We start from the raw sequence: 25609 nt of genomic DNA, 5'->3' as shown, positions 1-25609 counted from the left end.
CAGGAAAAACCCCTGTAGTTCGATGTAGCACGCCGCCTGCGGCGAGTCAATAAATTATTCCTAATGTTAGGAGAGGCCGACTTGAATATTCTCGTTCAAGGCGTTGCCGGCGGAGGGTTTGCCGCCGGTGCCGGATGCGTGAGCGCGTACAGGATGCGCAGGTCTTCCGCATCCAGTTCGACGCCCTCGATGCCGCGGAACCGATGGTGGAAGGCACGCACCGTATCGCCCCGATTGTCGATCGCATAACCGATCGCCTGCAGCGCCAGCCAGGGATCGAAACCCGCAGGCGGCTCGCCAGCGTCGGCCGCGGGCCACAGGCCGAAGCCGGCCTCGTGCAGGCGCTTCCAGGGAAACAGCGGGCCCGGATCGATCTTGCGGGTGGGCGCGAGGTCGGAGTGGCCGATGATCTGAGCGGGCGGGATGCGCAGCCGCGTGGTGAGGTCGCGCAGCAGCACGATCAGGCTCTCGACCTGCGCATCGGGGTACGGACTCTTCCCGTCGTTGTCGATCTCGATGCCGATGGATGCGTTGTTGACGTCGGTGATCGCGCCCCAGCTTCCCGCGCCCGCATGCCAGGCCCGCTTCGTGTCGCTGACCAGCTGGTAGACCTTCCCGTCCTTGCCGACGAGGTAATGCGAACTGACGCGCCCACCGCTGTTGCGGCTGCGCAGCGTGTCCAGCGATTGTTCGACGGAACCCTGCTCGGTGTAGTGCAACACGATGACGACCGGTCGCCGTTCGTCGAAGTTCTTCGACGGCACCCAGGTGGCGAGCGGATTGCGCGGGCCGGTATGCGCGCACGCCCCCAGCAGCAGAACCAGTGCGGCCAGGGCGAGCGATCGGGACGCGAACGGAACGGGCTTCGTCATACGGGACACCTCGGAATACGCGCCGGCATAGCAATAGCACGGATCGCGTCGTGGGACGGACACGGCGCGGACAAAGAAAGGCCTGCCGCGAACGGCAGGCCACGGGAGAGACACACGTCCAACCGCATGCACTGTGCGGTCAGAAGTTCCACGTCACCACGAGTTGCGTGTAGCGCGGCGACTGCCAGCGGGTGCCGGTGCCGAAGGTGGTGCGGTATATGCCGGGCTGCTTCTCGTAACGGCCACGGACGTTGATCACTTCCTGGTCGTTGAGCAGGTTGTAGACCGAGAGCCGCGCCTTCAGGTCGATGCCTTCCACCGGCAGCGTCCATGTGAGGTTCGCGCCCAGGTTGTACGTCCACGGCATGCGGCCGAACGCACCGCGCTCGGAATATTCGTAGACGCGCTGGTCGTAGGCGCCGCTGCAGTTCTGCACGCAGATCCAGCCGGTGCCGCCGCCACTGCCTTCGCTGGTGTAGCTGGCCACGGCCAGGTTCTCGTCCGGCCAGGTCACGCCGAACGCCGTGATCGGGCCGCCCGAGAGCGCGGTGAACGTGCCGCCGACCGACCACATCTCGTTGAACTTGTAGCTGGCGCGCAATTTGATCTGGTGCTCGTGATCGTTGAACAGCACGCCGTAGCGTTCGTTGTTGGCCGGGTGGTCCCAGTGCTGGACCATGCCGGTGTCGCCGTAGTTGGTGTCGGAATTGACCGGGCCTTCGTGGTTGCCCTCCGACTTCGACCACAGGTACGACGCGTTGAAGGCCCACTTGTCGTCCCACGCGCGGTCGATCTGGAATTCGACGGCCTTGTAGGTGCGCTTGGGCTTGGAGTAACCGATGATCCGGTTGCTGCCGGTCGTGATGTAGCCCTCTTGCGACGTGTCGATGGTGACCCAGCCATCCTGGGCGCAGCCCATCGCGGTGGTGCCCCACAGGGTGAGCTGGTCGCCCGGGTTGGCGATCGGCCAGATGTTGGCGTGGCGGACGCCGCACAGCGCGTTGATGCGGATGTCGTCCAACGCGTTCGTCATCCGGCGATAGGTCGCGTTGACGCCCCACGACCAGGCCTGGTTGATCATCGTCTGGAAGCCGAGGATCGCTTCGTCCTGGTAGACCGCGTCGATGTCGCGGTCCACGCTCTGGCGAAGATCGCCGACGGTGACGTTGAACTGGTCGTCCACCGGGCCGATCTGGGCGCCCAGCACCGGCTGCATGTAGCTCGTGCCGGTGATCGGATTGGTCTGCGGGCTCCAGCCATTGAGCACGTAGTACGTGCGCTCGTCGATCAAGCCGCCTGCGAACGTGTAGTTGATGTTGTTGGTGACGGGCAGGTAGTAGCGGCCCAGGTTGCCGAACAGCTTGGTGCTGCCATCGCCCTTCATGTCCCAGGAGAACCCGAGGCGCGGCGAGACCAGGTCGTCGATCTTGATGAAGCTGCCGCCGGCCGCGGTCTTGTTGTTGAACGCATCCACGCGCAGGCCGAGGTTCAGCAGCAGGTTCGGCGTGACGCTCCAGTTGTCCTCGATGTACCAGGCGTTGGCGGTGGTGTCGAAGACGCCGCCATCGATGCGCTTGCGACCCATCACGACGGCGTTGACGCCGGCCGGCACGGTGGCGCCGTTGTCCAGCGCCGCGCCCGGGGTCATCGAATAGACCGTGTAGGTCATCTGCGCCGGACCCGGGTAGAAGGAGGAGCGATCGGTCGTCATGACTTCGCGGTCCAGGCCGAACCGCAGCAGGTGGTCGCCCAGCGTCCACTCGAAGTCCAGGCGGCCGACTTCGCGCTCGTCCTCGTGGTTGATGACCGTGCCGCCGGGATGACAGCTGACCGGTGGCCGGCCCATGCCCGCGTAGACGGTGTTGTAGCTGGAATTGATGATCACCTGCGAGCACAGGGCGTCGGCGGGCGAGCGCACGAAGCTGCTGCTGTTGTTCTCGCCGTACATCGCCTTGACGGTGAAGTTGTCGCCGAAGCGGCCCGTGTAGGTCAGCGAACCGCTCTTGCCGCCGCTCTCCGTCGTGCTGACGCCGCTCATGCCGCCGCGCGTGGCGGCGTCCCAGTCGTAGGCATAGGTGGTGCTGTCGGTGTCGCCCTCGTCGGAGAACGCGAGCAGCTCAAGGCGGTGGTTGTCGTTGATGTTCCAGTCCAGCTTCGTGCCCCAGAAGCCGTTGCCCGATTCGCCGGTCGTCCAGGTGTTGCCGTTGCCGTTGGTGTAGCCGGCGCGGTTGTCGCGCTGCTCGAACATCGCGAACAGGAACAGCTTGTCCTTCACCACCGGGCCGGATGCCCACACATTGGTCTTGCTGAATGTGCGGGTATCGTGGCTCGCGCGGTAGTACACCGGCACAGGGTTGCCATTGGCGTCGGTGTCGGAGAACTGGTGGTCGTCGGCCGAGGCGCGCCAGGCTTCGGGTTCGAAGGTCACTTCGACGCCGCCCTGGAACTCGTTGCTGCCCGAACGGGTCACCGCGTTGATCACGCCGCCCGTGCTGCGGCCGAACTCGACGGAGTAGCCGCCGGTCTTGACCTGGAATTCCTGGAAGAACGCGAACGGCGCCGTGGAGAAGCTCTGGCGACGATAGAAGTCGGTGACGTTCAGGCCGTTGATGAACACGGAGTTCTCGGCCACGGACGAGCCGCCGAACGAAATGCCGCCGAAACTGGAGTTGCCCCCGACCACGCCGGGTGCGAGCAACGCCACCGAGCTGAGATCCTGCGCGACCGGCAGTCTGGCGAGTTCTTCGCGGTTGATCGTCGTCGCCGATTCGGTCGAGCGCACGTCCACGCGATTGATCACGCGCGATCCGACCACCTGCACGGCGTTGAGGTTCACCACGCCGCCATCGCTGCCTAGGTTGACGGTGGTGGTGCCGCCCAGCGGCACGTTGACGGCCACCGCCTGGCCCACGTCCTGGCCCGCGCGCTTGACCTGCAACTGATAGTCGCCGACCGGCAACTGGCTCAGGCGGTAACCGCCATCGCCGCCTACGGTGACGGTGCGCGCGGCGCCCGTCGCCGTGTTGGTGATCGTGATCTGGTCGCCTGCGTTCGCACGGCCCGCGACCGCACCGGTCGCGCTCTGCGCCATCGCCAGGGGCGCCATCGACGCCAGGCAGGCGCCGAGCGCCATGCCCAGTGCCGCCTTCTTCAATACCTTGCCTTTCATCCCCGCTCTCTCCTGCTAAAGATGTTGTTTGAATCGTGTGGTGGTGGAATCAGCTGCGCCCGTCCCGGGGCAGGACGGTCCATTCGAACTGGTAATCCCATTGGTCGAAGTAGAGGTTCCCGCCCTTCCACTCCACTTCGCCGCGCTGCAGGTCCACGGTCTCGGAACGCACGTGCTGCTTGGCGGGAATGAAGTCCCGGGAGTAGTCGTCGTTGAAGGCGACGCGGTAGGCATCCAGCCCGCCGAGGTAGAACCAGCGCAGCGCCGGGTCGTCCGATGCGAGCTGGCCGGTGGTCACGTCCATCGGCACCCAGCCGTAGGGCGCGAGGTACAGCGCGCCCCAGTCGTGCATGGTGTCGTGGCCTTCGACGTCTTCGGAGTAGGCCCAGCCGGACTGCCAGCGCGCGGGGATGCCGTTCATGCGCAGCAGCGTGATCAGCAGCAACGTCTGCTGCCCGCAATCGGCATGGCCGGCGCGGAACGCGTAGTCGCTGATGTTGGTGATGGTGGAGTACTCGCGCGCGCCGCCCCAGGGAATGCGGTCCACCGCGGCGAACAGCTTCTGCGCGATGCGGTAGGGATTCGTCTCCTCGCCGACGATCTCCGCACTGAACCGGCGCAGGTCGTCGCTGAAGCGCACGTGCGGCGCGCGTTCGGCCACGAAAGGGACGAGGTCCGGCGTGATCTCCGCCGGCACCACGCGGGCCGGATCGATCGCCACGCGGCGCGCATGCACGGTGACTTCGTACGTCAGCGAGAACGTCGTCGGCTGGCCCGCGATCGCGGGTTGCTCGAGATAGGCGGTGCGCTGCAGCGCGCGTTCCGGCGCGACCTGCGGCCGTGCCGGTTGGCTGTCCACCAGCGCGATGGCCTCCTGCTGGCCCGCGATCGCGCGCGGGTAAGGGATCCAGGCGCGAACGGTCTCGCCTGCGGGAACGGCATCGGGCTTCACGGTGAGGCGGTGGGTGATGCGCACGCGGCGGGGCAGCACGCTGGTGGACGCCGTCGCCTTCGCGATCTGCAATACGTCCCGATGGTGGCGGTGCAGGGTTTCGTAAGGCCCCTGCGCGAACGGCTTCACCGGCGGCGCGCGACGGGCGGCCGCCTCCGGGCTCACGCGGAACAGGTTGGAGACGGACCGGTTGAAGTAACGCGGCTCGCCGTCGATATCCAGCCGCTCGATCAGCCCGGCGGCGTCCCACCGCCGGAACTCGTCCTCGTGCAGGTCCGGCACCTGTGCGCGGATGCGTTCGCGCACGGCGGCGGCGTCGAGGGTGAAGTCCAGGCGGATGCGGCGCATGCGCTCGCGCTGGAACCGCAGGGCCTCGGCTTTCGAAGCCTCCACGCCGCGGACCGACAAGGCCCGGGTGATCGCCGTGTCCGCTTCGGAGAAGCGGCCCCGATCAATGTCGGCGACGATCGCGGCCAGCGGATCGCCGGCCACGGCCACGCCAGGTGCCAGGAGTACCATCGGCCACCCGCCCAGGCACAGCCACGCGGCCAGCCGACGCTGCCGGCGCCTGCCGCGTACTGCTACCGAGTGCTGGCAAACGCTGGCATCCACGTCGAACAACCCCCAGGCCGACAGGTGTGATTTGTGTAACACGACCTGAACACACGGTCAATAATTTATTCTTGATTTTTATATCGGAAGAAATAAATATTCTTGCAGAACCAGCCCCGGCATGGCGTGATGTACTCCAGCAGGCCTTGGGCACAGAGAAGGGGAGCGGATGAACCTAGCGATGCAGCACCGGTCCGTGCCTCGGCCGGCCTCCGGGACGCGCCGACCCGCGATCCTCGGCAGCGCGCTGTCCCTGGCGCTGGCCGTCCTGTTGGCGACCGCGCTACCGGCCCAGGCGCGCGACGCCGGCCTGCCCCTGCCGCGACATGCCGTCATCGGGGTCGAAGACCGGCATCTGGACCCCGCGTACTGGATCGACAAGCTGGCCCAGCCGCAACGCGCGCTCCTGGACACGGCCGGCGTCGCCGCACAGAACCGGCAGATGGTGCAGTCCGACCGCCACGTCCACGATCTCGACGCGGTGCCCGCTTTGCTCACGCGCGACCAGGTCCGCGAATGGCTGGTGCCGCTGTCCGCCACGCCCACCCGCACGCTGTACGACGTACAGGGCCGCGACGTGACGAAAGCGCAGCTGGCATCGTTCACCGCCAATGCCGCCGTGGAACAGGTCCCGGCCCAGACGCCCGCGCGTTATGGCCTGGTCGTGCACCGCGCCGACCTGCGCACCTTCCCCACCCGCGAACGCGTTTTCAGCAGCCGTGGCGACACCGACATCGACCGCTTCCAGGAAAGCGCGCTGTTCCCCGGCACACCCGTGGTCATCGCCCATGCGAGCGCCGACGGCGACTGGTACTTCGTGGTGAGCCCGTTGTACGCCGCATGGATCGAGAAACGGTTCGTGGCCGAAGGCGCGCGCGACGTGGTCCTGGGTTATGGGCGCGGCGCGCCCTCGCTGGTGGTCACCGGCGCCACCGCGCGCACGGTCTACAACCCGGAGGAAGCGGGCCTGTCCGAGCTGCAACTGGACATGGGCGTCCGCGTGCCCGTACTCGACGGCTGGCCCGCCGATGCGCCGGTGAACGGCCAGCATCCGTACACCTCGTACGTCGTGCAGCTGCCGGTGCGTCGCGCCGATGGCACGCTGGCCCTGCTGCCGGCCCTGCTGCCGCGCACCGCCGACGTATCGACGGACTACCTGCCGCTGACGCACGCCAACGTGCTGCGCCAGGGGTTCAAGTTCCTCGGCGAGCGCTACGGCTGGGGCCACAGCTACAACACGCGCGACTGCAGCGGCTTCGTGTCCGAGGTCTATCGCAGCATGGGCATCACCCTGCCGCGCAACACCAGCGCCCAGGCCGTCAGCCCCGCGCTCGAGCGGGTGGGCTTCGACGCTTCCGACAGCCACGAGAAGCGCCTCGCCGTGCTGCGCACGCTGCAGGTCGGGGACCTGGTCTACATCCCGGGCCACGTGATGATGGTGATCGGCCACGACAACGGCACCACCTACACGATCCACGACACCACCGGCATCACCTACCGCGGCGCGGACGGCAACCCCGTGCGCGCCCGGCTCAATTCCGTCGCCGTCACCCCGCTGGAACCGCTGATGTTCAACAGCGAGCAGTCCACCGTCGACCGCATCACCGCCATCCAGAGAATCCGTCCCCAAGGGGCTCCATGAAGATCACCGACATCCGGTTCGGCATGCTGCGCGTGCCGCTGAAAACGCCGTTCAAGACCGCGCTGCGCACCGTCGACACGGTGGAAGACATCGTGGTGCTGGTGCACACCGACACCGGCCACATCGGCTACGGCGAAGCGCCGGCCACCGCCGTCATCACCGGCGACACGCACGGCTCGATCATCGAGGCGATCGGCAAGTTCATCCGGCCGCGCCTGATCGGGCAGGACATCGCCAACCTCAACCGCATCACCGATCTCATCCAGACCGCGCTGGAGCGCAACACCAGCGCCAAGGCGGCGGTGGAGATCGCGGTCTACGACCTGTGGGCGCAGCTCTACGACGCGCCGCTCTACAAGATGCTGGGCGGCGGCGACCCGGTGATCACCACTGACATCACCATCAGCGTGGACTACATCGACAAGATGGTCGCCGACTCGATCAGCGCGGTGGAGCGCGGCTTCGAGTCGCTGAAGATCAAGGTGGGCAAGGACATCGGCCTGGACATCGAGCGCGTCAAGGCGATCTATTCGGCGGTGGAAGGCCGTGCGCTGCTGCGCCTGGACGCCAACCAGGGCTGGACCGCCAAGCAGGCCGTGTTCGCCATGCAGAACCTGGAGGAAGCCGGCGTGGTGCTCGAGCTGCTGGAGCAGCCGGTGAAGGCGCGCGACCTGGACGGCCTGAAGTACGTCACCGACCGCGTGCACACGCCGGTGATGGCCGACGAGAGCGTGTTCGGCCCCACCGAAGTGATCGACCTGATCAAGATGCGCGCGGCCGACATCATCAACATCAAGCTGATGAAGACCGGCGGCATCTCCAACGCCATCCGCATCGCCGACATCGCCTCGCTCTACGGCGTGGAATGCATGATCGGCTGCATGATCGAGGCCGGTGTCAGCGTCGCCGCGGCCGTGCAGGTCGCGGCCGCGAAGGCCAACGTCATCACCAAGATCGACCTGGACGGCCCGTCGCTGGGCCAGTTCAATCCGGTGGAAGGCGGCGTGATCTTCAACGAATCGGAAATCACAATCACCGACGCGCCGGGCCTGGGCATCCGCGAGATCCGCGGCCTCGAGCTGCTGCCGGGTTGATCCCGGCCGCCGGCTGCCGTTGTCAGGCCCACCCCGCCGCCTTCACACTGCCGCCATGACCACGCCCTTGGTGAAGATCCGTTCCGAACGCGACCAGATGTCGGCCATCGAGCGCCGCATCGCCGACTTCATCCTGGACAACGCCCACCTGCTGCGCGACTACTCCTCGCAGCAGTTGGCCAGCGCGCTGGGCATCAGCCAGTCCAGCGTGGTGAAGTTCGCGCAGAAGTTCGGCTTCAAGGGCTATCCCGACCTCAAGTACTCGATCGGCGAGACGATCGGGCGCAACGGCAACGGCCAGGCGGCGCTGCCGGTCGCGGCGCGGGACGACGCCGGCGACGCCTACCTGCGACTGCAGGAAGGGCTGCGCCTGAGCAAGGCCGCCGCCGAGGAGGAAACCCGCGCGCTCAATCCGCGTGCGCAGGTGGAAGCCATCGTCGACATGATCGACGGCGCCGGCAAGGTATTCGTCTGCGGGCTCGGCGACGACGGCCTGTTCGCGCGCGAGTTCGCCATGCGGCTGTCGCTGCTCGGCCTGCTGACGGTGCCGCACGCCGATCCCATCCTGATGATGGCCAACCTGTCGGCCGCGCGTCCGGGCGACGTGCTGCTGATGTTCTCCGAGTTCGGCAAGCTGCCCGAACTCTCGCAGGTCAGCCGGCAGTTCCAGGCATTCGAAGGCAAGGTCATCTCGATCACGCGCCACACCGCCAACCCGCTGCGCGCGCATGCCGACGCGGCGCTGGTCGTGTCCGCGCACGACCACGAGCCGCACGTCGAGCAACTGCTGTACCGCTCCTCGCTGCAATCGCTGCTGGACTTCCTGTTCGTCCTGCTGTGCCAGAACCCCGGCCGGCATCGCCAGCTCGCCCTCAATCTCGAACGCATCCATCACCTGCTGGAGTCGTGATGCCTGTCCTGCACCGTGTGTTCCGCCCCTTCCTGCTCGCAGCCCTGCTGCTGCCCGGTACCAGTGCCTGCGCCAGCCCGGCGACGGCATCGCCGCCGCTGCCGTGGCGCGATGCCCGCCAGCTGGTGCTCGTGCTGACCGACGGCTGGGACGCCACGCAGGGCACGCTGCAGCGCTTCGATTGGAAGGATGGCCAGTGGCGTGCGGCGGGCGATGCCTCGCCCATTGCCGTGGGCCGCAACGGCGCCGCCTGGGGCCTGGGCCTGCATCCGGCGCAGGACGCCGGTCCGCGCAAGCAGGAGGGCGACGGCCGCGCGCCCGCCGGCGTGTTCACCCTGGGCGAAGCGTTCGGCTACGCCGCGAAGGGCGCCACGGCGCTGCCCTACCGTGCGATGCAGGCCACCAGCTATTGCATCGACGTGCCGGATTCGCCGCTCTACAACCGCATCGTCGACACGCGTGAGGTCGGCGAAGCGGCGGCGAAGGGCTCCACCGAACCGATGCGCCTGGACCTGCACGGCAACGGCGACCCGCGTTACCGCGAAGGCCTGGTGATCGGCCACAACGCGAACGCGACGCCGCGCGGCGGCAGCTGCATCTTCGCGCACCTGTGGCGCACGCCCGGCGAAGCGACGGCGGGCTGCACCGCGATGGCCGCGGAGACCATGGACGCGCTGTTCGGCTGGCTGCAGCCTGCGGAACGCCCGGTGTTCGTCCTATTGCCACGTGCGGAGTACGCGCGCCTCGCACGTGACTGGCGACTGCCGGAGGCCGCACGATGAGGTGGCCCGGCGCCACCGCGCGCGTCCTCATCGGTCTGGTCGCCGGCGCGCTCGCCGGCCTTTCCCTCGCCCACTGGTGGCCCACCTCCGCGGGCACCGCTGCGGCGATCGCCCAGCCGATCGGCAAGCTGTGGCTCAGCGGCCTGCAGATGACCGTGGTACCGCTGGTGCTGTCGCTGGTGGTCCTGGGCGTGGCCACCGCGAGCGATGCCGCCGCGTCGGGTCGCGTGGCGCGGCGCGCGATGGTGGTGTTCATCGCGGTGCTGTCGCTGTTCGCCGCCTATGCGGCCATCGTCGCGCCGCTGGTGTTGTCGGCGGTGCCGCCGAGCCCGGCCCTGACCGCGACCCTGCACGGCACGCTGCCCGTGGCCGGCGCGATCGAGACGCCCGGCCTGGCGCAATGGATCGGCTCCATCGTGCCGAGCAACGCGATCATGGCCGCCGCCCAGGGCGCGATGCTGCCGGTGGTGGTGTTCGCGCTGTTCTTCGGCTTCGCGCTGACCCGCGTCGAAGCCGATCGACGCACGCAGATCATCACCTTCTGCCACGGCATCGCCGACACCATGATCGTGATCGTGCGCTGGATGCTGGTGGCCGCACCGATCGGCGTGTTCGCGCTGGTGCTCGCGGTCTGCGCACAGGCCGGCATCGGCGTGATCGGCGCGCTGGCCGGCTACATCGTCCTGCAGTGCGGCATGTACCTGGGCGCGACGTTGATCTGCTACCTGCTCGTGGCGGTGTTCGCGCGGCAGTCGCCGCTCGCTTTCGCCAAGGCCATCCTGCCGGCGCAGGTGGTGGCGGCCAGCACGCAGTCCTCGCTGGCCTCACTGCCGGCGATGGTCGAAACCGCGCGCTTCCGCCTGGGCCATCCACGCGCGGTCGCGGCACTGGTGCTGCCGATGGCGGTGACGCTGTTCCGCATCACCAGCCCGATCCAGTACATCGTCGCCGCGTGCTTCGTCGCGTGGGCCTACGGCATCGATCTCAATGCGGTGACGCTGGCGGGCGGCGCCGCGCTGGCGGTGGTGATCAGCCTGGGCTCGATCGGCCTGCCGGGCCAGGTCAGCTTCATGGCCACAGTGATGCCGGTGACGCAGTCGATGGGCTTGCCGATCGAACCGCTGGGCCTGCTGCTGGCCGTGGACACCATCCCCGATGTGTTCGCCACCACCGGCAACGTCACCGGCGACCTCACCGCGAGCAGCATCGTGGCGCGCCAGTCACCGGACGCCGTCGACGCGGATATCGAAGGCCATCCCGGCGAACCCTGACGCGATGGCGCGGGATTCCGCGCCGCTCAGTCCTCGCAGGACACGGATGCGATGCGGTTCCGTCCGCCGCGCGTGGGATAGCGCGTGGCGCGGTAGCCGGCCAGCAGCCAACGGAGGGGTTCGGCCAGGTCGGGATGCGGCGCCAAGGCCTTCAGCATGTCTTCCCAGATGCCCTCGTGCACCCAGCGGGTAAAGCGCACATAGACGGTGTGCCATGCGCCGTATTCGGACGGAAGATAGCCCCACGGCGCACGGTTGATCGCTACCCAGAGCACCCCTTCGAGAAAGATCCGCGTACGTTCCCCGTTGCGCGCGCGGGCGCGTACCAGCGGCGGCAGACGATCGGCGACCAGGCGCCACCGCGCGTCATCCAGGAACGAGGCCTCGTTACCACCGGCACCCTGCTGCACATCCCCTGTCGCCATCCCCGCCTCCCGTGCGTGTCGCGCGAAATCTTTTTTCGCTGCACAGGAGAATTCGTCGCGTCACAGGCAATGCGGACACGACAAGGCGCGCTCAACCTTGCGGCACGCCTTCCATGTTCGGCAGGTGATGGGCCACGCCCTTGTGGCAATCGATGCAGGTCTTCTTGCCGGTGCCGAGCCACAACTTGTGCACCTGCGCCGCACGCGAGCCTTGGCGCGTGAGGTCCATCGAGTCGTAATCGTGGCAGTTGCGGCACTCCAGCGAATCGTTGGCCTTCAGCCGGTTCCACTCGTGCGTCGCCAGGATCAGGCGCTCATCGAGGAATTCCTCGCGCGTGTCGATCGTGCCGAAGATCTTGCCCCACACTTCCTTGGAGGCCTGCATCTTGCGCGCGATCTTGTCCGTCCAGTTGTGCGGCACGTGGCAATCGGGGCACGTCGCGCGCACGCCGGAGCGATTGCTGTAGTGGATCGTGGTCTTCAGTTCCTCGAAGACGTTGTCGCGCATCTCGTGGCAGCTGGTGCAGAACGCTTCCGTATTGGTCGCCTCCAGCGCCGTGTTGAAGCCGCCCCAGAACATGATCCCCGCCAGGAAACCGGCCACCGTCAGGAAGCCGAGGCTGTAGTGGCGGCTGGGCAGACGCAACGTGCGCCACAGGCCCATCACCCGCGCTTTCGTCCGTGACCACATGGGCTACTCCTTCGCCGCCGGCGGCGACGACAGCACGCTGTCGATGTCGCGGAACTGGTTCGCCACCAGCACCGGCGCGTCGGTCTGCACCACGTGGCACTGGTTGCAGAAGTAGCGCCGTGGCGAGATCGTCGCCAGGAACTGGTCGTCGCGATCCATGTAGTGGGTCACGCTGACCGGCGGCGCCTGGAACGTGGCCGCATTGGCGCGCGCGTGGCAGAGCATGCAGCGATTGCTGTTCCTGTCGATCTGGTAGCCGTCGATCGCGTGCGGGATCGTCGGCGGTTGCATCGGATAGGCGCGTGCGCGCTTGAGGTCGGTGTTCTCCACGCGGGCCATCGGCGGCGGATGGCCTTCCTGGTCGATCGGCACGCCGCGACGGAGGGCATCGATCTGCCCGGCGCCCGGCACGAACACCGCGCGCGCATCCACGGGGGTGGACGCGACCGCCGCCGCGACGTCCGCGTGCTTCGGACGGCCGAACATCCAGCCCGCCACGAACACCAGCGCCATCAGCACCCCGGTCAGCGCCACCGCGATCCACAGCTGCTTGTTCTGCATGGGCGTGCTCCTAGGCGGCCACGACTTTCACGGCGCACTTCTTGTAGTCGGTCTGCTTGGAAATCGGATCGGTCGCGTCCAGCGTGACCTTGTTGATCAGCTGTCCCGCGTCGAACCACGGCACGAACACCACCCCGCGCGGCATCCGGTTGCGGCCGCGCGTCTCCACCCGCGAGCGCATCTCGCCGCGCCGCGACGCCACGATGATCTCGTCGCCACGCTTGAGCCCGCGGGCCTTCGCGTCGTCCGGATTCATGAACACCACCGCCGCCGGGAACGCCTTGTACAACTCGGGCACGCGCATCGTCATCGACCCCGAATGCCAATGCTCCAGCACGCGGCCGGTGACCAGCCACAGGTTGAACTCGTCGTCGGGCGATTCCGCGGGCGGTTCGTACGGCAGCGCCCAGATCACCGCCTTGCCGTCCTTGTTGCCGTAGAACTCGAAGCCGCTCCCCGCCTTGACGTACGGATCCGCGCCCTCGCGATAGCGCCAACGCGTCTCCTTGCCCTTGACCACCGGCCAGCGCAGGCCGCGCGCCTTGTGGTAGTCGTCGAACGGCGCGAGATCGTGGCCGTGGCCGCGACCGAAGGCCGCGTATTCCTCGAACAACCCCTTGTGCACGTAGAAGCCGAACAACGCCGACTCGTCGTTGGCATAGCCGGAGGCGATGTCGGTCGTCGGGAACCGGTCCACGTTGCCGTTGCGGTACAGCACGTCGAACAGGGTCTTGCCCCTGTACTGCGGGTTCGCCGCCAACAGCGCGGGCGGCCAGCATTCGTCGGTGGTGAAACGCCTGGAGAACTCCATCAGCTGCCACAGGTCCGAGCGCGCCTCGCCGGGCGCTTTCACCAACTGGTGCCAGAACTGGGTGCGCCGCTCGGCATTGCCGTAGGCGCCTTCCTTCTCCACCCACATCGCCGCCGGCAGGATCAGGTCCGCCGCCTGCGCCGTCACCGTGGGGTACGCATCGGAGACGACGATGAAGTTGTCCGGATTGCGGTAGCCCGGCCACGTTTCCTCGCGCAGGTTCGCCGCGGCCTGCATGTTGTTGTTGACCATCACCCAGTACGCGTTGAGCTTGCCGTCCTTCAGCGCACGGTTCTGCTCGACGGCGTGGTAACCGACCTTCGGGTTGATGGTGCCGGGCGGGAGTTTCCAGATCTCCTCGGCATGTTTCCGGTGTTCGGGATTGGTCACCACCATGTCGGCGGGCAGGCGATGGCTGAAGGTGCCCACCTCGCGCGCGGTGCCGCACGCGGAAGGCTGCCCGGTCAGCGAGAACGGGCTGTTGCCCGGCGTCGCGATCTTCCCGGTCAACAGATGGATGTTGTAGACCATGTTGTTGCACCACACGCCGCGCGTGTGCTGGTTGAACCCCATGGTCCAGAACGACATCACCTTCGTCTTCGGATCCGCGTACAGCTCGGCCAGCTGCTCCAGCCAACCGCGCTCGGCGCCGGTCATCTCGACCGCCTTCTCCAGCGTGTAGGGCGCGACGAAGGCGGCGAAGTCCTCGAAGCTGATCGGCTCCCCGCCATTCGGGTCCTTGGCGTTCTTCGCCTTGACCTCCAGCGGATGCTCGGGCCGCAGGCCGTAGCCGATGTCGTCGTTGCCGCGCTTGAACGTGGTGTGCCTGCCGACGAAGTCGCGGTTGACCTTGCCGCTGCGGATGATGTGGTTGGCGATGTAGTTGAGGATGACCAGGTCGGTCTGCGGCTTGAAGATGATCGGGATGTCGGCCAGCTCGAAGCTGCGGTGCTCGAAGGTGGACATCACCACCACCTTCACGTGCGGATGCGACAGCCGCCGGTCGGTCACCCGCGTCCACAGGATCGGATGCATCTCGGCCATGTTCGAGCCCCACAGCACGAACGCGTCCGCCGCCTCGATGTCGTCGTAGCAGCCCATCGGCTCGTCCATGCCGAAGGTCCGCATGAACCCCATCACCGCCGAGGCCATGCAGTGGCGCGCGTTCGGGTCGATGTGGTTGCTGCGGAAGCCGGCCTTCATCAGCTTGTTGGCCGCATAGCCCTCGAAGATCGTCCACTGGCCGGAACCGAACATCCCGATCGCATCGCTGCCCTTCTCCTTCAGCACGCGCTTGAACTGCGCAGCCATCACGTCGAAGGCTTCGTCCCACGTCACCGTGGTGAAATCGCCGTCCTTCGCGTACACGCCGTTCTTCTTCCGCAGCAGCGGCTGGGTCAGGCGGTCGGCGCCGTACAGGATCTTCGAGAGGAAGTAGCCCTTCACGCAGTTGATGCCGCGATTGACCTCGGCATGCACGTCGCCGTGCGTGGCCACCACGCGCCCGTCCTTGACTGCGACGTTCACGCCGCATCCGGTCCCGCAGTAGCGGCAGGGGGCCTTGTCCCACTTCAGCGTGGTCAGGTCGCCTTCGGTGACGACGTTGCTGCCGGTCCCGGTCAGCGGCAGGCCGGCCGCGGCGGCGGCCGTGGCCAGTGCGCTGTGGCGGATGAAGTCACGACGTGTGCTCATGGGCCTCTCCGGTCGCGGACAGGATGGACAGGGACGGCAGCGGCTCGTCGAGCGCATGCGCCGGTTCGGCGTGGTGGTAGACCAGCAGTACGTTGAGCACGCCCGGCACCGCCTGCAGCTGGTCGACGCGCTCCATCACCGCATGGCGGTCGGCCGATTCGCAGATCACCACGCTGCGCGTACCGGCGGCGAGCGCGAGGTCGAGATCGGGGTGCTCGCGGATCATCGCCGCCAGCGCGTCGCCCGCCGTGTCGCGATGCTGGATGACGAAACTGGCGATATGGACTTCGGCATCGGGTGCGGGTGCGTTCAAGCGACGGCCTCCATGGCGGATGTGTCCTGCAGGGTGATGGCGTCCACCGGGCACGGCGCGACGCAGGCGCCGCAGCCCGTGCAGGCCTCGACATCGATCGTGGGCGCGCCGCGCGCGCCGGGCGATACGCGGATCGCGGAGGCGGGACAGACCTCGCGGCAGCTGGCGCAGACCACGCCCTGCGCCGACAGGCAGGTGCCGGCGACCTGGGCGACGAGGGTCCAGGGCAGCGTGTCCGCAGGCTCGAAGGCACCGCTGTCGCACGCGGCCACGCAGTCGCCGCAGAACGTGCACTCGCCCGCGCGCGCCTCGAAGCGCGGCAGGCCGTCGGCATCGCGGATCAACACCTGCTCGGGACACGCCTGCACGCAGGCATCGCAGCGCGTGCACGCAGCCAGGAACTCAGGCTCGGCTTTCGCCCAGGGCGGTCGGATTGCAGCAGGCCGCGGTGCGGTCGGCACGCGGCCGAACAGCAGGGCACGACGGGAAGGGGAGCGGATCTCGCTCATCGCTCACGGCCCGGTCGGCGGCCCGGAGAACAGCAGCTGCCACATCCACACCAGGAAGCCGTAGCCGGCGACGATCAGCACGGCCATCAACGGAAAGATGACCACCGTCAGCAGCAGGAACGCCAGGCGCTCCTGTTGTTTGCTCGCAACGGCTGTTCCTTCGCTCTGCTCCATGATGCCTACCTTGCGGTTGGGTACTGGGTGCGACGATGCTGCGGCCGCAGGCTATCACATTCATGTGACCGGCCCGCTCCCGGTCATCGGCCGGTGCTCAACGCGTCGGACGCTGCAGGGCGATCCAGTCGTCCGGCGTGTTGCAGTTGCGCAGGACGTCCTGCCAGGGCGCGGCCGGCAACACCTGTGCAGGCAGCCGTTGTTGCAGCGCGCGCAGCGAGCGCTCGCGCCCCGCGCGCGCGCCGATCTCCACCATCGCCGCGCGCACGTCGGCATCCAGCCGCAATGCCATCGGCAACGCGTGGCCTTCCACGCACGCGCACGCGGCATCGACCGTGCGCAGTGCCCGCAGCAGATCCGCGGACAGCAGCGGCATGTCCACCGGCACCACGATCCATGCGCCGTCGCGCAGGCGCGGCGCGAGTTGCGCCAGCGCACCCATCGGTCCGGTGTCGGGCATTGCGTCGGGCACGCCGCCGATGTCCGGACGATCTCCGCTGACGATCACCTCATCCGCGCCCGCGGCAAGCAGCAGCGCGCGCATATGCGTCAGCAGCGTCCCGTCGCCCCACGGCAGCATGGCCTTGTCCGTGCCCATGCGCGAGGAACGACCACCCGCCAGCAGCACGGCGCGCCAGGGCGGTGGCGAAGCCTTCATTCGCCAGTCCAGGACGGCGCGTGCAGGTGGCTGGCGCCATGCACCTCCACCCGTGTTCCAGCATCGACCCGGCCCACGTTCGCCGGCAGCGTGATCCACGCGGAGGACTGCGAGAACGGCAGCAGCCGGAACGACGCCTGTGCCTCGGTCACGTGCGCACGCAGTCGCCCCTCCGCGTCGCAGCGGAGCGTGCCATGGAAGGCGGCCAGCAGGCCCTCGCGCTTGTTGCAGTCCGCGGCAAGCGGCACGCGCCGCGGCGTTTCCGCGGGAAGGCCCAGCCATGCGCGCAGCAGCGGTTCGACCAGGAAACGGAAACCCACCGCCGTCGACAGCGGATTCCCCGGCAGACCGACGAACAGCGGCCCTTCGCGCAGATGCGCAGCGAGCACCGGCTTGCCCGGGCGTATCGCCACCCCATGGAAGATAACGTCGGCGCCACGCGCGCCGAGCGCGGCCGGCACGAAGTCGTAACAGCCCTTCGATACCGCGCCCGTGCTGAGCACCAGGTCGGCGCCTTCGGCGAGCGCGGCGTCGAGCGCAGCCTGGAAGGCGTCCACATCGTCGCCCACGCGCGTCATGCGGATCGCATCCGCACCGGCCGCCGCCAACGCGACGGCGAGATAGGGCGATGTCGCATCGTGGATGCCGCCCGCCGGCAGCGGCTCGCCCGCCGGCACGATCTCGCGACCGGTCGCCAGCAGCGCCACGCGCGGGCGACGCGCCACGTCGATCCGGTCGATGCCCAGGCCCGCCAGCAACATGCGCGCGCCGGCATCGATGACCGCACCCGCGGCCAGCACGCGCTGTCCGGGTTGCACGTCCTCGCCGCGGCGACGGATGTTCGCGCCCGGCACCGCATCGGCGAGCAGGCGCACGTGCGTCGTGCCCCCCGCGCGCGCGGCGAGCTTGTCGATCTTCTCCACCGGCACCACGGTGTCGGCGCGCGCAGGCAGCGACGCACCGGTCATGATCTCCCACGCCGATGCGGCATCGTGCGGTGGCGCGTCGCCTGCCGCGATGCGCGCGGCGATCTCCCACACGCTGCCTGCGGCGACCGGCACGCCGCCGGTCGCCAGCGCCACGCCATCCAGGGCCGCATTGTCGAAGGGCGGCAGCGCTACCGCACTGGCGACGGCTCCGGCCAGCACGCGGCCGATCGCATCGCCCGGGGCGATACGCTGCGTGCCCAGCAGGCCTGCGCCGTCCGTCAGCCTTGCCACCGCCTCGTGATAGCCGATCACTGCGCCTCCTGTTCCCTGGCCTCGTGGCGGGCACCAGCCTAGTGCGCGCACGCGCGCTTGCCAAATGCGTGCCGACCTTCTTCACGCGCCTGAACCTGCGACGCGCCGCCGCAGGCGGTTGACCCATGTCAAGGACAACCCGGCCACGCGGACCTAGCCTGCACGCATGGCCAGCCTGTCCTCCCTGTTCGATCCCGACCTGCTGCGGCGCTACGACACGCCGGGGCCGCGCTACACCTCCTATCCCACCGCACCGCAGTTCTCGCCCGGCTTCGACGAGGCCGACCTGCGCAGCATGGCGGCGATCAGCAATGGCGACCCCATCCCGCGCCCGCTGTCGCTGTACCTGCACATCCCGTTCTGCACCAGCCCGTGTTTCTACTGCGGCTGCAACCGCATCATCACCCGCGATACCGCGCGCGGCGCCGCCTACCTGACCCGGCTGTACCGGGAGGTGGCGATGGCCTCGGCACTGTTCGACCGCGACCGCGACGTGGAGCAGGTCCACTTCGGCGGCGGCACGCCCAACTTCCTGACGCCGTGGCAGATCGCCGAAGCCATGGACGTGCTGCGCCGGCATTTCTCGTTCGCCGCCCCGTCGCGGCTGGACTGCTCGATCGAGCTCGACCCGCGCTTCATCAGCCCCGACGACGTGGGCGAACTGGCCGCGGCCGGCTTCAACCGCGCCAGCCTGGGCGTGCAGGATTTCGACCCCGAGGTGCAGCGCGCGGTCAATCGCATCCAGAGCGTCGAGCAGACGCTGGCGATCATCGACGCCTGCCGCACGCACGGCCTGCAATCGGTCAACGTCGATCTGATCTACGGCCTGCCGAAGCAGAGCCTGGCCGGCTTCTCGCGCACGCTCGACATCACCCTGGAGGCGCGGCCCGACCGGCTTGCGATCTACAGCTACGCGCACCTGCCGTCGATGTTCCGCCCGCAACAGCGCATCAATGCCGACGACCTGCCCCCGCCGGAAGTGAAACTCGGCCTGCTGCAATGCGCGATCGACAAGCTCGGCGAGGCCGGCTACGTCTACATCGGCATGGACCACTTCGCGCTTCCCGGCGACAGCCTGGCCGAAGCGCAGCGGCGCGGCGGCCTGCACCGCAACTTCATGGGCTACACCACGCACGCCGAAAGCGACCTGGTGGGCCTGGGCGTCAGCGCCATCAGCCACATCGGCCCGAGTTTCAGCCAGAACCCGCGCGACCTCGGCAGTTGGGAGCAGGCCATCGACCAGGGCCACCTGCCGGTATGGCGTGGCATGCGGCTGGAAGAAGACGACGTGATCCGCGCCGATGTCATCCAGCAGCTGATGTGCCACGGCACGCTGGATTACCGCGACCTCGGCCGCCGCCACGTGATCGACTTCACCACCTACTTCGCCGATGCGCTGCAACGGTTGCGCCCGCTGCAGGACGACGGCCTGGTGGAGCTGGAGCGCGACCGCCTGCGCACGACCTCGCGCGGACGCATGCTGTTGCGTATCATCGCGATGTGCTTCGACCGCTACCTGCCCACCGCTACAGCCTCGACGCCTCGCTTCTCGCGCACGGTCTGACTTTCCCGGGAGTGTCCGCATGACCTCGCCGCTGGTCTTCCCGCGCACCGATGCGAGCATCGTCGCCGACGACGGCGATTCGCTGACCTTCTGCTCCACCTGCGCGTTCTCGCAGGCCTGCCTGTCCGAAGGCATGGACAAGCGCGCCCTGATGGACCTGCACGTGCTGGTCGAACACGTCGGCCCGCTGCGGGCCGGCGAGCACGTCTTCCGCGAAGGCGACCCGTTCGGCGCGATCGCCGCGGTGCGCGCGGGCACGGTGAAGACCTACCAGATCGACCGCAACGGGCACGAGCAGGTGCTCGGCTTCCACCTGCCGGGCGAAGTGATCGGCCTCAACGCCATCCACGGCGACCGCTACCCGTGCAACGCGATCGCGCTGGACACGGTGATGCTGTGCCGCTTCTCGTTCCCGAAGATCGCGATGCTGGCCGCGCGCCTGCCCAACCTGCAGGCGCACCTGTTCAAGCTGATGAGCCGCGACATCGGCGTGGCCTCGCTGTTCGCGCGCGACAACACCGCCGACGAACGCATGGCCGCATTCCTGATCGGCCTCTCGCGCCGGCTGGCCGCACGCGGCTTCTCGCCGCGCCGGTTCCAGCTGACGATGGCGCGCACCGACATCGCCAATTACCTGCGCCAGGCGCCCGAGACGGTCAGCCGCGTGCTGCGCCGCTTCGAACAGGACGGCCTGCTGCACATCAAGCAGCGCGATGTCGAGATCCTCGACCTGCCCCGCCTGGAAGCCCTCGCGTTGAGTGTGCTGCGGGATTGAGGGGACGGAATCCCCTGTAGGAGCGACGTCAGTCGCGACCGCACGGCCCCACTGCCGATCAGCTCCACGAAGACCGGACAGGCTCCGGTCGCGACTCACGTCGCTCCTACAGAAAAGCGGCCGGCGCTGAGCGTGCGGCGGGGTTGAAGGGACGGNTGTAGGAGCGACGTCAGTCGCGACCGCACGGCCCCACTGCCGATCAGCTCCACGAAGACCGGACAGGCTCCGGTCGCGACTCACGTCGCTCCTACAGAAAAGCGGCCGGCGCTGAGCGTGCGGCGGGTTTGAAGGGACGGGACCCCCTGTAGGAGCGACGTCAGTCGCGACCGCACGGCCTCACTGCCGATCAGCCCCATCAAGACCGGACAGGCTCCGGTCGCGACTCACGTCGCTCCTACAGAAAAGCGGCCGGCGCTGAGCATGCGGCGGGTTTGAAGGGACGGGACCCCCTGTAGGAGCGACGTCAGTCGCGACCGCACGGCCCCACTGCCGATCAACTCCACGAAGACCGGACAGGCTCCGGTCGCGACTCACGTCGCTCCTACAGAAAAGCGGCCGGCGCTGAGCGTGCGGCGGGTTTGAAGGGACGGAATCCCCTGTAGGAGCGACGTCAGTCGCGACCGCACGGCCCCACTGCCGATCAGCTCCACGAAGACCGGACAGGCTCCGGTCGCGACTCACCCCTGTAGGAGCGACGTCAGTCGCGACCGCACGGCCCCACTGCCGATCAGCTCCACGAAGACCGGACAGGCTCCGGTCGCGACTCACGTCGCTCCTACAGACAGCGACGTCGGCAATTCCCTTTCGGCTTGACCTGCGTCATGGAGCCCCCGGGCTGGCGCGCCGATGATGCGGCCGTTTCCCGAGGAGAGCCGCATCATGAATTCGACACGCAAGTTGTGGGTGGGGTTGGCGGCCCTGCTCATTGCGTCGTTCGCCGTCCTGCTTTGGGTCGGCAGCGAAGTGCATCGCCAGGCGCCGCCGGTACCCGAACGGGTCGTGGCGCAGGACGGCCGGGTGATCTTCACCCGCCAGGACATCGAGACCGGCCGCCAGGTATGGCAGTCCATCGGTGGCCAGCAGCTGGGCTCCATCTGGGGCCACGGCGGCTACGTGGCGCCCGACTGGGGCGCGGACTGGCTGCACCGCGAAGCCGAGGCCATCCTGGATGGATGGGCCAAGCGGGAGGCCGGTGTCGAAGGCTACAAGCAGCTCGACGCGCCCACCCAGGCCGCCTACGCCACGCGCGTGCAGGCGCTGATGCGGCCCAACACCTACGACGCCGCGACCGGCAGCATCACCCTGTCGAACGATCGCGCGGACGCGATCGGCGTGGTCGGTGCGCATTACCAGAGCCTGTTCTCCGCCGATCCGGCCACCGGCGATCTGCGCGAGGCCTATGCCATGCGCAACGACACCGTGCCCGACGCCGAACACCGCCGCCAGCTGACCGCGTTCTACTGGTGGGCCGCGTGGTCGTCGGTAACCGAGCGCCCCGGCGCGGCGATCAGCTACACGGCCAATTGGCCGGCGGACGAGCTGGTCGGCAACACGCCGCCGCCGAGCGCCTTCATGTGGACGGTCTTCAGCGTGCTGTTCCTGATCGCCGGTGTCGCCTTGCTGGGCTGGCACTACGCGGTCAACCACGGCGACGAGATGGCACCGGTGCTGCCGAAAAGCGATCCGCTGGCGAAGATCAAGATCACGCCGTCGATGCGCGCCACCGCGAAGTACTTCTGGGTGGTGATCGCGCTGTTCGTGGTGCAGATCCTGCTGGGTGCGATCACCGCGCACTACCAGGTGGAAGGCCAGGAGGCCTACGGCTTCGCGCTGGCCGACATCCTGCCGTACTCGCTCACGCGCACCTGGCATACCCAGCTCGCGGTGCTGTGGATCGCGACCGCGTGGCTCGGCATGGGCCTGTACATCGGTCCGGCGATCTCCGGGCACGAGCCGAAGTTCCAGCGCCTCGGCGTCAACTTCCTGTGGACCTGCCTGATCGTCATCGTGGTCGGTGCATTCACCGGCCAGTGGTTCGCGGTGATGCAGAAGCTGGGCCTGGAGCACAACTTCTGGTTCGGCCACCAGGGCTGGGAATACGTCGATCTGGGCCGCTTCTGGCAGTGGTTCCTCTTCATCGGCCTGACGTTGTGGCTGGTGCTGGTGGGCCGTGCGCTGTGGCCGGCCATCCGCAACGGCGGCGAATCGCGCAGCATCGTCAGCCTGCTGTTCCTGTCCACGGTGGCGATCGGCCTGTTCTACGCGGCCGGCCTGATGTGGGGCGAGCACACGCACCTGTCGATGGTCGAGTACTGGCGCTGGTGGGTGGTGCACCTGTGGGTGGAAGGCTTCTTCGAAGTGTTCGCGGTGGCGGTGATCGCCTTCCTGTTCACCCGCCTGGGCCTGCTGCAGACGAAGACCGCCACGGTGGCGGTGCTGTTCGCCACCATCGTGTTCATGGCCGGTGGCGTGCTGGGCACGCTGCACCACCTGTACTTCACCGGCACGCCGACGGCGGTGATCGCACTCGGCGCGAGCTTCTCCGCGCTGGAAGTGGTACCGCTGGCCTACGTGGGCTTCGAGGCGTACCACAGCTGGAAGATGGGCAAGGCCACGCCGTGGATGCAGCGCTATCGCTGGCCGATCCAGTTCTTCATCGCGGTGTCGTTCTGGAACCTGGTGGGCGCGGGCCTGTTCGGCTTCCTGATCAACCCGCCGCTGCCGCTGTACTACATGCAGGGCCTGAACCTGACGCCCAACCATGGCCACACCGCGCTGTTCGGCGTGTACGGCATGCTCGGCATCGGCCTGATGCTGTTCTGCCTGCGCGGCCTGAAGCCGGACGTGGTGTGGAACGAGAAGCTGCTGAAGACCGCGTTCTGGTCGCTCAACATCGGCCTGGCCGGCATGTCGCTGCTGACCCTGCTGCCGCTGGGTATCCTGCAGCTCAATGCGGCGCTGGAGCACGGTTACTGGTTCGCGCGCTCGGCGGAGTTCATGCAGCAGCCGATCGTGGACATGCTGGTGTGGATGCGGGTGCCGGCCGACACGCTCTTCAGCGTGGGTGCGCTGGCGCTGGTGTGGTTCGTGGCCAGCCTGTGGCTGTCCCCGCGCCGCGAGCCGCTGCCGGTCGCACAACCCGGCGAAGCCTGACCCTGGAACCGGCCTCTCCGGGTGGGGAGGCCGGGCCACCTGCTGCAGGTTGCAGCCCGAGAGCCGCGCAAGCGGCTCTCTTTTGTGAGAACGGGGCGCCGAAGGCCGTGCGCAAGGCGCGGAATGCCATCGATGGCGCTCAGAACTCCATCCCCGGTCCTGCGATGGCCGAACAACGCCCCGCGGGTGACACCTCCTCACATTTACCTGGGTTGGCGGGTTGTTTCACGTTTAACATCGGGGGACGGCAGGGGTGCCGGCGATCGGACTTGGGGGAAATCGATGCGGCATTGGCAGCGGAGGCTGTTGGGCATCCTCGCGCTCGGCGGGGGCTTTACGGGCTTGGCGGTCGGGCTCAGCCTGCTGGTTGCGCCGGGGGCCATCCTTTCGAAAGTGCTGTCCGTTCCTTTCCTGGCGCTGTTCGCCTGGGGGGTGGTCTGCGGCTTGTGGTTGCTTGAAGGCCGTGACGGCGCACTACGGCAGAACTTCTACTTCTGGCTGGCCCAGGTGCCCTTCCTGATGTCGCCCGTCGCGGGCTACTCGTTCTCGAGTGGCGCATCCCTCCACTTCAAGTACCAGCCAAGCATCTCCACGTGGGATTTCTTCGCGAGGTTCGGCAGCCAGTTCGAGTACTCGCTGCTGCAGGGCAAGCCTTTCATCGTCGGCATCAACGTCGTCGCGGTAGCGGCGTGCTGCCTGCTTGTTTATCTGAGGCGCACGCGCTCGGTCGACCCGGACCCCACCCGGGAGGACGTCGTGGCATGACGCTGGGTACCTGGTACGCATCGTTCGCCGGGGAATTCGAACGATGGCATTACCGCATCACACCCGAAGGCCATGAGCGTTTCGATGCCTGCAGCATCCTTTCCATGCTCCAGGCGTTCAACCTGTTCGGGCTTTCGCTGTGGGGGCCGCATCTCGAGGTATCGCGCTGGGTGTTCGTGCTGATCTTCGCGGGATGTTTCCTCGTCCTGCGGTTCCTCAACGGGCGCGTGTTCGACAGGCTCCAGACACCCGAGTCGTATGCCGCCTGGACGGACCGGGTGCCGGGCGTCAGGGAGTTCCCGCGTGTCTACGCCTACTTCCTCCTGACCATCGCGTTGTTCGTTGCGCCCCTCTACGCCGCCACACAGCGATCGCCCTCCTGAATCCATCGCGCCTCCGCTGAGCCCATGTCGATCTCAACACTGCTTTTCGGGGACTTCGACGTCGTCTACTCGACCGACCTTCCGCTGCACGAGGCGGTAGGCCGGCTCGCCGCCACGACCGACCAGGTCGGACCCGTGGCACGGCGGGGCATCCCTACGCTGCACGGGCACGCCACCGTGCATGACGTAGCCCTGTGGCGGGACGCGCCGTATCTGCTGTCCATGTTCAGTCCTGCCTTCGTCGGTCGTTTCGTGCAGGAAGAAGGTCGAACCCGGTTGCGCGGCCGGTTCAAGGCGGACTTCGTCCTGAAACTGTGGCTGACGCTGCCGGTGGGCGGCTCGCTGTTCCTTGGCGCGCTCTCGCTCTTCGGTGTGAATGTCCACTGGAAAGGCACGCTCTCAGGCGAAGTCGTGTTCGGATTGTCCCTGGTGGCTTTTTTTATCATCCTGCACCGGATGAACCGTCCCGGATCGATCCTGGTGGAGCCGCTCGAACAGGCGATCCTTTCGGCCATCGCGGGGCGCCGTCACGAGCGCGCATCAACGCTCACTCCCGGCGGCCCGGGTTAGCCGTGCACACCCTGCGAGGT

23 protein-coding genes are annotated in these 25609 nt (G+C 67.8%); 11 read left to right on the top strand and 12 right to left on the bottom strand.

The window, feature by feature from the left end:
* Positions 1 to 95 precede the first annotated feature (95 nt).
* The 3 genes from ASD72_RS11675 to ASD72_RS11665 form a co-directional block, all read right to left on the bottom strand.
* Positions 96 to 872, bottom strand: a complete 777-nt coding sequence (locus ASD72_RS11675; RefSeq protein ID WP_056880115.1) for an N-acetylmuramoyl-L-alanine amidase — start codon at positions 870 to 872, stop codon at positions 96 to 98.
* A 139-nt stretch (positions 873 to 1011) separates the two neighbouring features.
* On the bottom strand, positions 1012 to 4041 hold the full coding sequence (locus ASD72_RS11670) for a TonB-dependent receptor (protein WP_056880114.1): 3030 nt from the start codon (positions 4039 to 4041) through the stop codon (positions 1012 to 1014).
* Between the two features lie 49 nt (positions 4042 to 4090).
* The gene (locus ASD72_RS11665) at positions 4091 to 5512 is read right to left on the bottom strand and encodes a transglutaminase domain-containing protein (protein ID WP_056880113.1); all 1422 of its coding nucleotides are present in this window, start codon (positions 5510 to 5512) and stop codon (positions 4091 to 4093) included.
* Between the two features lie 274 nt (positions 5513 to 5786).
* Here ASD72_RS11665 and ASD72_RS11660 point away from each other — a divergent pair, with 274 nt between their 5' ends.
* Genes ASD72_RS11660 through ASD72_RS11640 form a run of 5 tightly spaced genes read left to right on the top strand, consistent with a single transcriptional unit; the run spans position 5787 to position 11304 of the window.
* The gene (locus ASD72_RS11660) at positions 5787 to 7247 is read left to right on the top strand and encodes an SH3 domain-containing protein (protein WP_081420299.1); all 1461 of its coding nucleotides are present in this window, start codon (positions 5787 to 5789) and stop codon (positions 7245 to 7247) included.
* Positions 7244 to 8341 (top strand): dipeptide epimerase, encoded by a 1098-nt coding sequence (locus ASD72_RS11655; RefSeq protein ID WP_056880112.1) that lies wholly within the window; start codon positions 7244 to 7246, stop codon positions 8339 to 8341. Before ASD72_RS11660 ends, ASD72_RS11655 begins: the two co-directional genes overlap by 4 nt.
* A 55-nt stretch (positions 8342 to 8396) precedes the next feature.
* The gene (locus tag ASD72_RS11650; protein ID WP_056880111.1) at positions 8397 to 9251 is read left to right on the top strand and encodes a MurR/RpiR family transcriptional regulator; all 855 of its coding nucleotides are present in this window, start codon (positions 8397 to 8399) and stop codon (positions 9249 to 9251) included.
* On the top strand, positions 9251 to 10033 hold the full coding sequence (locus ASD72_RS11645; RefSeq protein WP_056880110.1) for a L,D-transpeptidase family protein: 783 nt from the start codon (positions 9251 to 9253) through the stop codon (positions 10031 to 10033). Before ASD72_RS11650 ends, ASD72_RS11645 begins: the two co-directional genes overlap by 1 nt.
* Positions 10030 to 11304: a dicarboxylate/amino acid:cation symporter gene (locus ASD72_RS11640; protein WP_056880109.1), complete on the top strand. Its 1275-nt coding sequence runs from the start codon at positions 10030 to 10032 to the stop codon at positions 11302 to 11304. Before ASD72_RS11645 ends, ASD72_RS11640 begins: the two co-directional genes overlap by 4 nt.
* Positions 11305 to 11330: 26 nt before the next feature.
* On the opposite strand, the gene ASD72_RS11635 is transcribed toward ASD72_RS11640, so the two are convergent.
* From ASD72_RS11635 to ASD72_RS11595, 9 genes are all read right to left on the bottom strand, one after another.
* The gene (locus tag ASD72_RS11635; RefSeq protein ID WP_056880108.1) at positions 11331 to 11729 is read right to left on the bottom strand and encodes a transposase; all 399 of its coding nucleotides are present in this window, start codon (positions 11727 to 11729) and stop codon (positions 11331 to 11333) included.
* Between the two features lie 91 nt (positions 11730 to 11820).
* The gene (locus tag ASD72_RS11630) at positions 11821 to 12420 is read right to left on the bottom strand and encodes a NapC/NirT family cytochrome c (RefSeq protein WP_056880107.1); all 600 of its coding nucleotides are present in this window, start codon (positions 12418 to 12420) and stop codon (positions 11821 to 11823) included.
* A gap of 3 nt (positions 12421 to 12423) precedes the next feature.
* Positions 12424 to 12981, bottom strand: coding sequence for a nitrate reductase cytochrome c-type subunit (locus ASD72_RS11625; RefSeq protein WP_056880106.1), 558 nt, complete (start codon positions 12979 to 12981; stop codon positions 12424 to 12426).
* Positions 12982 to 12991: 10 nt separating this feature from the next.
* Entirely contained in the window at positions 12992 to 15484 is a 2493-nt protein-coding gene (gene napA / locus ASD72_RS11620; RefSeq protein ID WP_056880105.1) for a periplasmic nitrate reductase subunit alpha, read from the bottom strand.
* Positions 15468 to 15797: a chaperone NapD gene (locus tag ASD72_RS11615; RefSeq protein ID WP_056880104.1), complete on the bottom strand. Its 330-nt coding sequence runs from the start codon at positions 15795 to 15797 to the stop codon at positions 15468 to 15470. Before ASD72_RS11615 ends, napA begins: the two co-directional genes overlap by 17 nt.
* Positions 15794 to 16306, bottom strand: coding sequence for a ferredoxin-type protein NapF (napF, locus tag ASD72_RS11610; RefSeq protein ID WP_056880103.1), 513 nt, complete (start codon positions 16304 to 16306; stop codon positions 15794 to 15796). Before napF ends, ASD72_RS11615 begins: the two co-directional genes overlap by 4 nt.
* Positions 16307 to 16309: 3 nt before the next feature.
* Positions 16310 to 16480: a periplasmic nitrate reductase, NapE protein gene (locus ASD72_RS11605; protein ID WP_056880102.1), complete on the bottom strand. Its 171-nt coding sequence runs from the start codon at positions 16478 to 16480 to the stop codon at positions 16310 to 16312.
* A 97-nt stretch (positions 16481 to 16577) separates the two neighbouring features.
* Complete coding sequence (locus ASD72_RS11600; RefSeq protein WP_056880101.1) at positions 16578 to 17138, bottom strand: molybdenum cofactor guanylyltransferase; 561 nt, start codon at positions 17136 to 17138, stop codon at positions 16578 to 16580.
* Positions 17135 to 18379, bottom strand: coding sequence for a molybdopterin molybdotransferase MoeA (locus ASD72_RS11595; protein WP_056880100.1), 1245 nt, complete (start codon positions 18377 to 18379; stop codon positions 17135 to 17137). The genes ASD72_RS11600 and ASD72_RS11595 overlap by 4 nt, the downstream gene beginning before the upstream one ends.
* A gap of 166 nt (positions 18380 to 18545) precedes the next feature.
* On the opposite strand from ASD72_RS11595, the gene hemN reads away from it, so the two are divergent.
* The 6 genes from hemN (at position 18546) to ASD72_RS11565 (ending at position 25589) form a co-directional block, all read left to right on the top strand.
* Positions 18546 to 19943 (top strand): oxygen-independent coproporphyrinogen III oxidase, encoded by a 1398-nt coding sequence (gene hemN, locus ASD72_RS11590; protein ID WP_056880099.1) that lies wholly within the window; start codon positions 18546 to 18548, stop codon positions 19941 to 19943.
* A 19-nt stretch (positions 19944 to 19962) separates the two neighbouring features.
* The gene (locus ASD72_RS11585; RefSeq protein ID WP_056880098.1) at positions 19963 to 20718 is read left to right on the top strand and encodes a helix-turn-helix domain-containing protein; all 756 of its coding nucleotides are present in this window, start codon (positions 19963 to 19965) and stop codon (positions 20716 to 20718) included.
* Between the two features lie 879 nt (positions 20719 to 21597).
* Positions 21598 to 23871, top strand: a complete 2274-nt coding sequence (locus ASD72_RS11580) for a nitric-oxide reductase large subunit (protein WP_056880239.1) — start codon at positions 21598 to 21600, stop codon at positions 23869 to 23871.
* A gap of 306 nt (positions 23872 to 24177) precedes the next feature.
* Positions 24178 to 24636, top strand: coding sequence for a hypothetical protein (locus tag ASD72_RS11575; RefSeq protein ID WP_155944617.1), 459 nt, complete (start codon positions 24178 to 24180; stop codon positions 24634 to 24636).
* A complete protein-coding gene (locus tag ASD72_RS11570) occupies positions 24633 to 25019 on the top strand; it encodes a hypothetical protein (protein WP_056880096.1) in 387 nt (128 codons plus the stop codon). The genes ASD72_RS11575 and ASD72_RS11570 overlap by 4 nt, the downstream gene beginning before the upstream one ends.
* 24 nt (positions 25020 to 25043) lie before the next feature.
* Positions 25044 to 25589 (top strand): hypothetical protein, encoded by a 546-nt coding sequence (locus tag ASD72_RS11565; RefSeq protein ID WP_056880095.1) that lies wholly within the window; start codon positions 25044 to 25046, stop codon positions 25587 to 25589.
* The last annotated feature ends 20 nt before the right edge of the window (positions 25590 to 25609 follow it).

The sequence above is a fragment of the Pseudoxanthomonas sp. Root630 genome, assembly GCF_001427585.1.
Lineage (GTDB): Bacteria > Pseudomonadota > Gammaproteobacteria > Xanthomonadales > Xanthomonadaceae > Pseudoxanthomonas_A.
This window is presented reverse-complemented; position numbering and strand designations above follow the sequence as displayed.